The 12474-nt window shown below is 71.6% G+C and carries 13 protein-coding genes; 6 read left to right on the forward strand and 7 right to left on the reverse strand.

Going from position 1 to position 12474, the window contains the following annotated elements; translation table 11 throughout:
* Nucleotides 1-121: 121 nt before the first annotated feature.
* The 5 genes from C7C45_RS08310 to C7C45_RS08330 form a co-directional block, all read right to left on the reverse strand.
* Complete coding sequence (locus C7C45_RS08310; RefSeq protein WP_110563057.1) at nucleotides 122-415, reverse strand: hypothetical protein; 294 nt, start codon at nucleotides 413-415, stop codon at nucleotides 122-124.
* On the reverse strand, nucleotides 405-662 hold the full coding sequence (locus C7C45_RS08315) for a DUF6364 family protein (RefSeq protein ID WP_088950199.1): 258 nt from the start codon (nucleotides 660-662) through the stop codon (nucleotides 405-407). Before C7C45_RS08315 ends, C7C45_RS08310 begins: the two co-directional genes overlap by 11 nt.
* A 90-nt stretch (nucleotides 663-752) precedes the next feature.
* Nucleotides 753-1448, reverse strand: coding sequence for a class I SAM-dependent methyltransferase (locus tag C7C45_RS08320; protein ID WP_110563058.1), 696 nt, complete (start codon nucleotides 1446-1448; stop codon nucleotides 753-755).
* Between the two features lie 418 nt (nucleotides 1449-1866).
* The gene (locus C7C45_RS08325; protein WP_030489632.1) at nucleotides 1867-2061 is read right to left on the reverse strand and encodes a DUF397 domain-containing protein; all 195 of its coding nucleotides are present in this window, start codon (nucleotides 2059-2061) and stop codon (nucleotides 1867-1869) included.
* On the reverse strand, nucleotides 2058-2825 hold the full coding sequence (locus C7C45_RS08330) for a DUF5753 domain-containing protein (protein WP_110563059.1): 768 nt from the start codon (nucleotides 2823-2825) through the stop codon (nucleotides 2058-2060). Before C7C45_RS08330 ends, C7C45_RS08325 begins: the two co-directional genes overlap by 4 nt.
* 381 nt (nucleotides 2826-3206) lie before the next feature.
* Here C7C45_RS08330 and C7C45_RS08335 point away from each other — a divergent pair, with 381 nt between their 5' ends.
* The 6 genes from C7C45_RS08335 to C7C45_RS08365 all read left to right on the forward strand — a co-directional run bounded on the left by C7C45_RS08335 (nucleotide 3207) and on the right by C7C45_RS08365 (nucleotide 11459).
* Nucleotides 3207-3485, forward strand: coding sequence for a hypothetical protein (locus C7C45_RS08335; protein WP_110563060.1), 279 nt, complete (start codon nucleotides 3207-3209; stop codon nucleotides 3483-3485).
* A gap of 439 nt (nucleotides 3486-3924) precedes the next feature.
* Nucleotides 3925-6057 carry a molybdopterin oxidoreductase family protein gene (locus tag C7C45_RS08345; RefSeq protein ID WP_110563062.1) on the forward strand — a complete coding sequence of 711 codons (2133 nt, stop codon included), beginning with the start codon at nucleotides 3925-3927 and terminating at the stop codon, nucleotides 6055-6057.
* Nucleotides 6054-7493: an FAD-dependent oxidoreductase gene (locus C7C45_RS08350; protein ID WP_110563063.1), complete on the forward strand. Its 1440-nt coding sequence runs from the start codon at nucleotides 6054-6056 to the stop codon at nucleotides 7491-7493. The genes C7C45_RS08345 and C7C45_RS08350 overlap by 4 nt, the downstream gene beginning before the upstream one ends.
* Nucleotides 7490-10027 carry a nitrite reductase large subunit NirB gene (gene nirB / locus C7C45_RS08355; protein ID WP_110563064.1) on the forward strand — a complete coding sequence of 846 codons (2538 nt, stop codon included), beginning with the start codon at nucleotides 7490-7492 and terminating at the stop codon, nucleotides 10025-10027. Before C7C45_RS08350 ends, nirB begins: the two co-directional genes overlap by 4 nt.
* Entirely contained in the window at nucleotides 10024-10371 is a 348-nt protein-coding gene (gene nirD, locus C7C45_RS08360) for a nitrite reductase small subunit NirD (protein WP_110563065.1), read from the forward strand. The genes nirB and nirD overlap by 4 nt, the downstream gene beginning before the upstream one ends.
* Nucleotides 10371-11459 carry a uroporphyrinogen-III synthase gene (locus tag C7C45_RS08365; RefSeq protein ID WP_110563066.1) on the forward strand — a complete coding sequence of 363 codons (1089 nt, stop codon included), beginning with the start codon at nucleotides 10371-10373 and terminating at the stop codon, nucleotides 11457-11459. Before nirD ends, C7C45_RS08365 begins: the two co-directional genes overlap by 1 nt.
* Before the next feature lie 43 nt (nucleotides 11460-11502).
* On the opposite strand, the gene C7C45_RS08370 is transcribed toward C7C45_RS08365, so the two are convergent.
* Entirely contained in the window at nucleotides 11503-12126 is a 624-nt protein-coding gene (locus C7C45_RS08370; RefSeq protein WP_110563067.1) for a GTP-binding protein, read from the reverse strand.
* The gene (locus C7C45_RS08375) at nucleotides 12107-12472 is read right to left on the reverse strand and encodes a DUF742 domain-containing protein (protein WP_007465174.1); all 366 of its coding nucleotides are present in this window, start codon (nucleotides 12470-12472) and stop codon (nucleotides 12107-12109) included. The genes C7C45_RS08370 and C7C45_RS08375 overlap by 20 nt, the downstream gene beginning before the upstream one ends.
* Nucleotides 12473-12474 lie beyond the last annotated feature (2 nt).

Genomic DNA, 12474 nt, shown 5'->3' on the forward strand with positions numbered 1-12474 from the left:
TGTGACGAGGAGAAACGCTAGGAACGCCGGGTTACCTGGCAGTGCCCGTCGCGGGTCGGCCCGGAAACGGGGACCGCACCACGGGCCGGCGGCGATGGTGAGCACACCACCAGACCCGTGGTCAGAGCTGCTGGAGGATGCGCAGCGCGCGGCCGACCCGGAGCATGGTGTCGGTGTCGGCGACGTCCACGCAGTCGGTGAACCACTTCTTCATCGGCGAGGAGATGCGGTCGGGCATCACCACGTACCGGCCCATCGTCACGGCGAGCGGCGAGTCACGCAGCAGTGACTCCTCGACGACCTCGACCACGATCACGATGGGTACGTCGGTGGAGTTGTAGACGTCTGAGCTGATCACGAGGCCGAGGCGTTCCCGGGCGCCCTCGATGCGCCAGACCTCTCCCCTACGCAGCACGCGGTCGCCCGCCGGAGAGCAGGTCGTTGACCATGCCCACCTCGCGGGCGTCGGCGAGCGCGGCGGACTCCAGGTCCAGACCGGCACGGCCCACGGCGGCGGCGTGCGCGGTGAAGACCTCGCGCAGCGCCTTCTCCCGGGCGGCCTGGTCCATCCAGGCGGAGAGCGACAGCCCTTCGCGCTTGGCGAACCGCCGTGCCTCCTCGATCGTCTCGTCCGTGAACGACAGAGTCACCTTGGCAGTCATGCCGCTGAGACTACCCAGCGGTATGACCACCAGTCATCCATCCGCCCACCAGCTCGCCCACCAGCGTCGAAACGCCCATTCCGGCGGCTCTCACCTGACCCGACCGCCGAACACCGCGAAGCGCCACTCCTTGAAGTAACAATCGACGTCGACCAGGCCGGCCTCGGCGAGCCACCGGCACTGATCGGCCACGGTCGCCGGGCGGTCGTGCCGCATCCTCCCCTGGGAAGCGGCGATCTCCTCGGGGGACGCGCCCAGCTCGGTGATCCGCTCCAGCCACACCTCGTCGTAGCGCCGGTCCAACTCGGGGGTCGGGCCGGCGACCTGCTCGGCGTTGACGAACACCCCGCCGGGTGCCAGCGCGGCGGCGGCCCTCCGGTAGAGCGCCCGCTTGCCGGCGTCGTCCAGGTGGTGGATCGCCAGCGCGCTGACCACCGCGTCGTACCGGCCCGGCGGCAGCTCGTCGGACAGGTCGGCCTGGATGGACCGGTGCGGCACGGACCGGGCGCGCAACTGCTCGGTGGCGCGGGCGAGCATCGCCGGCGCTCCGTCCAACAGGGTCAGCCGGACTCCGGGCACCGCCGCGGCCAGCAGCAGCGAGAGCAGGCCGGTGCCGGCGCCCAGGTCCAACACCTCGGGGGTACGTCCGGCCGCGAGCGCGGCGCGCAGCGGTGGCGCGGCCACCTGGACGGCGGCGCCATAGAAGGCGTCGAAGCAGGGAATCAGGCGCCGACGCTCCTCGTCGTAGGTGCCGGCCACCGCGTCGAACACGTCCGCCACGCTCATCGCGCACTCCCAAATTTTGAGACAGATTTCCCACATTATAAGCGCTGTGGTGCGGCGAACAACGCTGATGCCGTCGGCGATTCAGCTTGAAAGGGCACCGATCGGGCCCGCGCCAACGCTCCTGACCCCCGACAAGCGAAAGACCCCCGGCGCGAACCGGGGGCCTCTGCGCCATGAGCCTGTGTCGTCGCGCGCACCATGGAGGGCTGGCGGCCTCGGTGCTCGGCGGGGGTGGGAGTGTTGCTGATGAGCGGTATACCAGGGAGTCATATTCATACCTGAGAGGTATATGGACTACCGGGGCGGCAGCGCCCGGCGGCGGGATGGCACCACCTCGCCGAGGACCAACCCCGGGACAAGCAGAAGACCCCCGGCTTCCTGGTATCCAGGGTGCCGAGGGCCTTACGTGCTGCGCTGGTCAGCCGACGGGGCCGATCGCCTTCGCCAGATCGACGAAGCCGGCCCATGCCGCCGGTCCGAAGGTCAGCGTCCCGCCGTCGCGGTCTTTGGTGTCGCGGACGAGGACGACGCCGGGGAGGTTGTCGGCGACCTCGACGCACGAGCCCCCGTTGTTTCCGCTCTTCGTGCTCTTACGCCACTGCGCGCCGGTCATGTCCATGATCCCGCTGCTTTCCTGATCAGGTCTAGGGACTGATGACGGGAAAGAGCTTCGCTTCTGATGCGTTCCCATCTGCGATTCAGCGTAGCAACGTCCGCAGCTCCATTTACGATCTGCGCCCGGACCTGGCTGTCGATGTGTGCGACCTGCTCGCCGTCGGGCAGCTCGGCCACGATGAAGCCCCCGCCAAGGCCCGGATACATCCCGACGTCTTGCGGCACTACGAGCACCCGCACAGCGGGCAGCCCCGCGCACTCGGCGAGGTGGGCGACCTGCTCACGCATCAGCGATCGGTCGCCGTACGCCGACTGGTACAGGACCAGCTCGTGTACGACTGCGATCAGCAAGGGCGGGCGTTCGCGGCGGAGGATGGCCTGACGGTCGATGCGGGAGGCGACCACGTCGTCAACTTCGTCCCTCGTCAACGCTTCGCCTGCCAATGTCGCCCGCGCATACGCCTCGGTCTGCAGGAGGCCGGGCACCCATGTGTGCTCGAACCAGCGAATCGCAACGGCTTCGCGTTCCCAGTCGACCCATTCACGCAGCCATTGCGGCTCGCGCCGTTTGAGGACATCCGGCCAGAGGTCCCCGACGTCCCTCCCGAGGATGACAGCCAGCTTCGCGCGCCGACGGGGCTGCGGCACGCGTCCCGGGCTTATCCACCGCGCTGCCGTCTTCGGATCGACGCCCGTCTGAGCTGCCAGGCTTTCGGCTGTCTCGCCAGCTTCGGCCATGGCCGCTTGAAGTGCATGATTCATCCTGCCTCCAAGATGAACGTCCCGAACGTCCCTGGAGAATAAGGCAACGTCGTGTACTGGTCCTGTCGCTCTCGGCAATGTGGTCGGTAGATGGCGCGGCCGGCAGGGATCCCCGAAACCTGGCGGACGCGTTCGTAGCGGGGCCGCCCTTGGCGGGCGAGCACTCACGAGGGCGGCCCCTTCCCAAGAGCGACGACCAGGGGATCACCCGTGCCGGACAAGCCGCCCGATCGGAAACCCAAACCGAGGCCGAACACCGGCCCCGCCGCCGTCGCTGGGCGTGCCCTGGCCGCCAGGGACCGTCGTCCCGCCCTGGCGGGTGAACCGCCTCAACCGCGTCGCCGAGCAGAGCGGGGTGAGCGCACGAGCGGGTCCGCGCGGATGCCACACACCGGTGACGTCCTGCACCTGACCCGCGCCGCGAGTGTGCAGTTCCTGCGCCCGATCTTCGTCCGCGTGATTCGGGTTCTCGATTGGCCGACGTACGACGGGTGGCTGTGGATTGACGGTTACGAGCTGGCCGCGAACGGCGATGCGGTCGCACGCCGGACCCTGTTCGTGATGCCCGCAGGCCTGATCTGGCCGGACAGGCCCGCCACGGCGGCCCGGCGCCCAACCACCCGCACGCCCGTCAAGCGCGGTTCGGTGAGGGTCGGATGACCCGCCGCCCTCGCTCGCACCATCCGATGCGCCCGGCGTGGCTCTGCCGTAGCTGCGCCGCTCCCTGGCCGTGTGCGCCGGCCCAGCTTCACCTCGCAACCGAGTTCTACGGCCATTCGATCGCCCTGGCGTTCTACCTGGCAGCGAACATGCAGGACGCGGTTGACGACCTGTACTCCCTAGGCGTTCGTCCTGACCTGCGAGCACTTCACGTCCGGTTCCTTGGCTGGCTGTCCCTGACCCGCCGACAACACCGCGCCGACCTGGGCTGACCGCCTCTGGGACACCGGCGGCGCTGATCCCGGCCGACGGACGGCAGGGTCGGCCCGCACCGCCCACCCGTCACGCCCGCTGCCCCGGTGCGGTGTGAGCCCCACTTGACAGGACCGAAACAGAAGGGACCCGGACTGGAAACTGCCCGGCGGCACGCTTTGCCGACATGACAGACGGTGCGCGGTCGGCAACTCGATCGGGGCGGACGCCCCGGGAAGTGGCGACGCACTGCCCGTACTGCGCACTCCAGTGCGGGATGGTGCTGCGTGAGGACGACGCCGGGGTGTCGGTGCACCCCCGCCAGTTCCCCACCAATCGCGGCGGGCTCTGCCAGAAGGGTTGGACCGCCGCCGAGTTGCTCGACCACCCGGAGCGGCTGACCACTCCCCTGGTGCGCGACCCGGCCACCGGCACGCTGCGCCCGGCAAGCTGGGACGCCGCCCTCGATCGGGTCGTCACCGGCATCCGCGCCATCCAGAACGACGCCGGCCCGGACGCGGTCGCCGTCTTCGGCGGCGGTGGCCTGACCAACGAGAAGGCGTACGCGTTGGGAAAGTTCGCCCGGATCGGGCTGCGCACCCGGCACATCGACTACAACGGACGGTTCTGCATGTCCTCGGCGGCAGCCGCCGGGATGCGCGCCTTCGGCATCGACCGAGGGCTGCCGTTCCCGCTCGCCGACCTGGGCCGGGCCGACACCCTGTTGCTGGTCGGCGCGAACCCGGCGGAGACCATGCCGCCGCTGGTGCGGTGGCTCACCGAGCAGCGCGCCAACGGCGGCCAACTGATCGTCGTCGACCCCCGGGTCACCGCCACCGCCCGCCAGGCCGACCTGCATCTGCAACCGCTGCCCGGCACCGACCTCGCGGTGGCCAACGCACTGCTGCACATCGCCCTCACCGAGGGTTGGGTCGACCGGGAGTACGTGGCCGAACGCACCGCCGGATTCGAGGCGGTGCGCCGCAGCGTCGCCGCCTGGTGGCCGGCCCGCGCCGAGCAGATCTCCGGTGTGCCGGTGGCCGACCTGGAGGCGACCGCACGCGCGCTGGGCACCGGCGGTCGAGTGATCATCCTGACCGCGCGCGGCGCCGAGCAGCATGCCAAGGGCGTCGACACGGTCTCCGCGTACGTCAATCTCGCCCTTGCCCTCGGCCTGCCCGGTCGTGCCGGCTCGGGGTACGGCTGCCTCACCGGCCAGGGCAACGGCCAGGGTGGACGGGAGCACGGGCAGAAGGCCGACCAACTGCCCGGGTACCGGCGGATCGACGACCCGGCGGCCCGCGAGCACGTGGCCGGCGTCTGGGGAGTGCCCGCCGACGAACTGCCCGGCCCGGGTGTGCCGGCGTACCAACTGCTCGACTCGCTCGGCACACCCGACGGCCCGCGCGCGTTGCTGGTGTTCGGCTCGAATCCGGTGGTCTCCGCGCCACGGGCGGGGCGGATCGAGCGCCGGTTGCGCGACCTGGACCTGCTGGTCGTCGCGGACCTGATGCTCTCCGAGACGGCCGCGCTGGCGGACGTGGTGCTGCCCACCGCGCAGTGGGCCGAGGAGGACGGCACCATGACCAACCTGGAGGGTCGGGTGCTGCGTCGGCGCGCGCTGCGCCCACCGCCGCCGGGTGTCCGGACCGACCTGGCGATCATCGCCGACCTCGCGGCGAGGTTGGCCCCCGACGCTGCTGCGGCCACCGACGCGGCGGCCCGGTTCCCGGCCGACCCGGCCACCGTCTTCGCCGAGTTGCGTCGGGCCTCGGCCGGTGGGGCTGCCGACTACGCCGGCATCAGCTGGGCTCGGATCGACGCCGCCGACGGCGTCTACTGGCCCTGCCCGACCGAGGAGGGGTCGGACACGCCACGACTCTTCACCGACCGGTTCGCCACCCCGGACGGCCGGGCCCGGTTCCACCCCGTCGACCACCGGCCAGCCGCCGAGGAGGTCTGCGCGGCGTACCCGCTGCACTTCACCACCGGCCGGGTGCTGGCGCAGTACCAGTCCGGCACCCAGACCCGCCGGGTCGCCGCGCTGCGCCGCGCCGCCGCCGAGGCGTTCGTCGAGCTGCACCCCGACCTGGCCGGGCGGCTGGGCATCGACGACGGAGACCCGGTGCGGGTCACCTCGCGCCGAGGTGAGTTCAGCGCCCCGGCCCGCCTCAGCGCCGGGATCCGGCCGGACACCGTCTTCGCCCCGTTCCACTACGCGGGGGCGGGACGGGCCAACTCGGTGACCAACGACGCGGTCGACCCGATCTCCGGGATGCCCGAATTCAAGATCTGCGCGGTCCGGGTGGAGAAGGCATGACCGCCCGGGTGGTGATCGTCGGCAACGGGATGGCGGGTGCCCGCCTCGCCGGTGAGCTGCATGCCCGGGAGGGAGACCGGAAGGTCACCGTGCTCGGGGCCGAACCGCACCGGGCGTACAACCGGATCCTGCTCTCCACCCTGCTGGCCGGGCGGGTCGACGAGCCGGACATCGAGCTGACCGAGGCCGCCGGGCACGGCATCGACCTGCGCACCGGCGTACCGGTGGCCGCGATCGACCGAGCCGCCCGGGAGGTTCGGACCGACGACGGCGAACGCATCTCCTACGACCATCTGGTGCTGGCCACCGGCGCCCGGGCGGTGCTGCCGCCACTGCCCGGCCTCGACCCGGCGAACCTGCCGGAGCGGGTGGTCCCCTTCCGGACCCTGGACGACTGCCGACGGATCCTCGCCGCAGCGGCCGGCGCACGCAGCGCGCTGGTGCTCGGCGGTGGGTTGCTCGGGCTGGAGGCCGCCCGGGGGCTGGCCATCCGAGGGCTGACCACGACCGTGGTGCACCCGCGGGGGCACCTGATGGAACGGCAACTCGACCCGGCAGCCGGTGCGGTGCTCGCCGGCACGCTCGCCGATCTCGGCGTCACCATCCAACTGGCGGTGCCGGCAACCGGCGTGGCCGCGGACGCCACCGGCGTACGCCTCGACCTGGCCGACGGCCGAACGCTCCACGCCGACCTGCTGCTGCTCTCCTGCGGTGTACGCCCGGACACCGCCCTCGCACAGGCGGCCGGGCTGACCGTCCGACGCGGTGTGGTGGTGGACGACCAGCTCCGCACCGACGACCGGTCCATCTCGGCGATCGGCGACTGTGCCGAGCACGACGGCGTGCTCACCGGGCTGGTCGCACCCGCCTGGGCTCAGGCCCGGGTGCTCGCCGACGTACTGACCGGTTCGGACCCGCTGGCCCGGTACCGGCCCCGGCCGGTGGTGACCCGGCTCAAGGCCGCCGGGATCGACCTGGCCTCGATGGGCGACGCGGTGGGCGGTGGGCCGGGCGAGGAGCTGACCTTCACCGACCCGACCCGGGGCACGTACGCCCGGTTGCGGATCAGGGACGAGCGGCTGGTCGGCGCGATCCTGCTGGGTGACAACCCGGCCGTCGGCACGGTGATCCAGCTCTTCGACCGTGGCCACCCGGTGCCGACCGACCGGCGGGCGTTGCTGCTCGGCCGGGCACTCGGCACGGCCGGTGCGGCGCCGGCCGCGTCACCGGCACTGATGCCGGACGCGGCCACGGTCTGCCAGTGCAACACGGTGAGCAAGGGCGCGCTGGTCCGCAGTTGGCGCTCCGGGGCCCGGACGGTCGACGCGGTGGTGGCGGCGACCCGGGCCGGCACCGGATGCGGCGGATGCCGGGACGCGGTGGGCGGAATCGTCGATTGGCTGAGCCAAGCGGAAGCGGTGGAGGTGACGCGATGAACGGCGGTGATCTGGTCGTCATCGGCAACGGCATGGTCGGGCAGCGCTTCGTCGACGCGCTGCGTGCCCGTGACCCACAGGGCCGTTGGCGGGTGACGGTGCTGGCCGAGGAGGGGCGTCCGGCGTACGACCGGGTGCGACTCTCGGCGTACTTCGACGGGGTGAGCGAGGACGAGCTCAACCTGCACACACCGCACGACGGGGTGCGGCTGCGACTCGGCGAGCCAGCCACCGCCATCGACCGGGACCGGCAGGTGGTGACCACCGCCGTCGGCGAGTACCGCTACGACATGCTGGTGCTGGCCACCGGGTCGTACGCGTTCGTGCCGCCGGTGCCCGGCGTGGAGCTGCCCGGGGTCTTCGTCTACCGGACCCTGGACGATCTGGCCGCGATCCGGGCCTATGCGCAGGGTCGGCGGACCGGTGCGGTGATCGGTGGTGGGCTGCTCGGTCTGGAGGCGGCGAACGCCCTGCGGCTGCTGGGCCTGAGCACCGACGTGGTCGAGTTCGCGCCCCGGCTGATGCCGGTGCAGGTGGACCAGGCCGGCGGCGCGATGCTCCGCCGCTACGTCGACGACCTGGGCGTACGGACCCATCTCGGGGTGGCGACCACCGCCATCCAACCCGGCCCGGACGGCGGTGTCGCAGCTCTGGCCCTCTCCGACGGTGGTGCCATCGACGCCGACCTGGTGGTGGTGGCCGCGGGCATCCGGCCCCGGGACCAGTTGGCTCGGGACGCCGGTCTGCCCCTGGGTCCGCGCGGCGGGGTGCTTGTCGACGCGACCTGCCGCACCGCCGACGAGCGGATCTGGGCGGTCGGTGAGTGCGCGGCGGTCGACGGCACCTGCCACGGTCTGGTCGCCCCGGGGTACGCGACAGCCGAGGTGGTGGCCGACCGGCTCGTCGGCGGCGCGGCGACGTTCCCGGGTGCCGACACCGCCACCAAGCTCAAGCTGCTCGGCGTCGACGTGGCCTCGTTCGGCGACGCGCACGGCGCGACCCCGGGCTGCCTGGACGTCACGTTCACCGACCCGGCCACCCGGGTCTACGCGAAGCTGGTCCTCTCCGACGACGCACACACCCTGCTCGGCGGTGTGCTGGTCGGTGACGCCAGCGCGTACCCGACGTTGCGGGCCAGCGTGGGCGGCCCGCTGCCGGCCGCGCCACTGGCGCTGCTCGCCCCGGACGGCGGCGGGGCGGACGCCGGTGCGCTGCCCGCGAACGCCCAGGTCTGCTCCTGCAACGCGGTGACCCGGGGCGACGTGGACGCCGCCATCGCCGACGGCTGCACCGACGTGCCGACGTTGAAGGCGTGCACCCGGGCCGGCACCAGCTGCGGTTCCTGCGTGCCGATGCTGAAGCAGCTCCTCGACGCGGCCGGGGTGGCGCAGTCCACCGCGCTCTGTGAGCACTTCGACGTCAGTCGGCGCGAGTTGTTCGAGATCGTCCGCGTACGCGGCATCCGCACCTTCTCCCGGTTGGTCGCCGAGCACGGTCGGGGGCGCGGCTGCGACATCTGCAAGCCGGTGGTGGCGTCGATCCTCGCGTCGCTGGGCAGCGGGCACGTGCTCGACGGTGAGCAGGCGTCGTTGCAGGACACCAACGACCACTTCCTGGCCAACCTGCAACGCGACGGCAGCTACTCGGTGGTGCCCCGGATCCCGGGCGGTGAGATCACCCCGGAGAAGCTGATCGTGATCGGCGAGGTGGCCCGGGACTTCCAGCTCTACACGAAAATCACCGGCGGGCAGCGGATCGACCTGTTCGGGGCGCGGGTGGAGCAGCTACCGCAGATCTGGCGGCGGCTGGTCGATGCCGGCTTCGAGTCCGGCCACGCGTACGGCAAGGCGCTGCGGACGGTGAAGTCCTGTGTGGGCGAGACCTGGTGCCGGTACGGAGTGCAGGATTCGGTGGGGCTGGCCATCGCGCTGGAGTTGCGCTATCGCGGGCTACGCGCCCCCCACAAGATCAAGTCTGCGGTCTCCGGATGCGCCCGCGAGTGCGCCGAGGCGCGCAGCAAGGACTTCGGCATCATCGCCACCGAGACCGGCTGGAATCTCTACGTCGGTGGCAACGGCGGCTTCCGGCCCCGGCACGCCGACCTGTTCGCCACCGACCTGTCCACCGAAGCGCTGATCACGCTGATCGACAGATTCTTGATCTATTACATTCGCACCGCCGACCGGCTGCAACGCACCGCGGGCTGGGTCGAGGCGATGGACGGTGGCCTGGACCATCTGCGCGCGGTGATCGTGGACGACTCGCTCGGGCTCTGCGCCGAGTTGGACGCCGCGATGGCCCGGCACGTGACGACGTACTCCGACGAGTGGCGCGACGTCCTCGACGACCCGGACCGGCTACGCCGCTACACCTCCTTCGTCAACGCTCCCGACGTGCCCGACCCGTCGATCACCTTCAGCCAGGAACGTGGCCAGCCGGTGCCAGCCGGCGACTCTCAACCGGCCCAACCACTGCCGACCAACGGTCACCGTCGGCAGCCGGTCGCGCTGGGACTACCGGAGGTACGGCGATGACTCAGACCATCATGCTGAACTGGACAACCATCTGCCCGCTGGATCGGCTCGAACCGGACCGGGGCGTCGCCGCCCTGGTCGACGGGGTGCAGATCGCTCTCTTCCGCACCCCGGACGGGCTGTTCGCCATCGACAACCGCGATCCGGTGTCCGGGGCGTACGTGCTGTCGCGCGGCATCGTCGGCAGCCGTGGCGGAGTGCCGACAGTCGCCTCACCTCTGCACAAGCAGGTGTACGACCTGCGCAGCGGGCACTGCCTCGACCTGCCCGGGGTGGCCGTGGCCCGGCACGACGCGCGTTGCCGCGACGGGCTGGTCGAGGTGCGGTTACGACAGGAGGGTTGATGCGGGAGGAACTGGCGGGCTTCACCATCGGGGTGACCGCCGACCGGCGGCGCGACGAGTTGGCCGCGCTGCTCGAACGTCGGGGCGCCCGCGTGGTGCTCGCCCCGGCGTTGCGGATCGTGCCCCTGTCCGACGACACCGAGCTGCGCGAGGCGACCCGCGCCTGCCTGGAACAGCCGCCGGACATCCTGATGGCCAACACCGGCATCGGCATGCGCGGGTGGCTGGAGGCGGCCGAGGGTTGGGGGCTGGCCGAGCCGCTGCGCTCGGTGCTGGCCAGCTCGTACGTGGTGGCCCGCGGCCCGAAGGCGCGCGGCGCGATCCGTGCGGCCGGGCTGCACGACCAGTGGTCGCCGGCCTCGGAGAGCTGCGACGAGGTGGTCGACCACCTGCGCCGGCGCGGCGTGGCCGGGCAGGTGATCGCCATGCAGTTGCACGGTGAGCGGCAGCCCGAGTGCACGCTCGCACTGGAGGCGGCCGGTGCCACCGTGATCGAGGTGCCGGTCTACCGCTGGGCCCCGCCGACCGACCCGGCACCGCTGCACCGGTTGATCGACCTGATCGCCGGCCGGTTGGTGGACGCGGTGACCTTCACCTCGGCGCCGGCGGCCGAGGCACTGCTACGCGCGGCCGGGGACCGTACCGACGCGGTGGTGTCCGCGTTCCGCGGCGACGTACTGGCCAGTTGCGTCGGCGCGGTGACCGCCGAGCCGCTGCTGCGGCGCGGGGTGCCGGTGAGCGCCCCGGGCCGGGCCCGGCTGGGGGCGCTGGTGCGGACCATCGTCGACGAGTTGCCCCGCCGGACCGTGACGTTCAAGGCCGGCGGGCACCTGCTCACGCTGCGCGGGCACGCCGCAGTGATCGACGGAGAGTTGCGTCCACTCGCCCCCGCTCCGATGGCGGTGTTGCGGGCGCTGGCCCAGTCCCCCGGCCGGGTGCTGTCCCGCACGGCGCTGCTGCGGACGCTGCCTCGGGGCGCGGACGAGCATGCGGTGGAGATGGCGGTGGCCCGTCTACGGGCCGGCCTGCGCGCGCCCCGCGTGGTGCAGACCATCGTGAAGCGCGGCTACCGGCTCCAGGTCGACTGACGTCACGGCCGGCAGGTGTGTGTGCCGGCCGTGACGCGACAGTTCAGCCGACCGGCGTGGGGAAGCCCCGCCCGTGCTCGGACTGCAACCGAAGCATGGCGTGCTCGACGACCGTCACCAGCACCTGCTTGACCGAATCCCGGTGCCGGGCGTCGGTCATCACCAGCGGCACCTGTGGCGAGATGGCCAACGCCTCACGGACCTCCTCCAGATCGTACTGGGGAGCGCCGTCGAACCGGTTCAGTGCCACCACGTACGGCAGGTTGCGGTTCTCGAAGTAGTCAAGTGGGGCGAACGCATCGGTGATCCGGCGCGTGTCCACCAGCACGGCGGCACCCACCGCGCCCCGGATGATCTCGTCCCACATGAACCAGAACCGGGTCTGACCGGGTGTACCGAAGAGGTACAGGATCAGATCCTGAGCCATGGTGATGCGGCCGAAGTCCATGGCGACCGTGGTGGTCTCCTTGCCCGGCACCTTGGACGGGTCGTCGATGCCGACACCCGCCGCGGTCATCAACGCCTCGGTGGTCAGCGGTGTGATCTCGGAGATCGCCCCGACCAGTGTCGTCTTACCGACGCCGAAGCCGCCCGCGACGACGATCTTCGCGGAGACGATTCCCCGGCCCGGCCGCCCCCCTGCGGGGTCATAGCCTGCGAAGTCCACTTAGCACCCTTCCAAGCAGTTCCATCCGCTCCTCGAACCCCTCGGCGGGAGCAGCAGTGTGTAACGTCAGCAGGCTCTCGGCCACCATGTCGGCGACCAACACCCGGGCGACGCCCAGCGGCATCCGGGTGTACGCGGCGATCTCCGCCAGCGACTGTGCTCGGCCCTCGCAGACCGTGGCGATGCGGTGCTTGTCATGGCCGGCGAAGCGGGATTCGGCGACCTGGGTGGGAGACGCGGTGAGGACGGCTTCCAGGGCAATGTCCTGCCGAGGCTCGGTACGACCACGGGTGACCGCGTACGGACGTACCAGTGCGCCACGCGGGTCAGCGCGTCGCTGGTCCATGT

Source organism: Micromonospora arborensis (assembly GCF_003205615.1).
Classification (GTDB): Bacteria; Actinomycetota; Actinomycetes; order Mycobacteriales; family Micromonosporaceae; genus Micromonospora; species Micromonospora arborensis.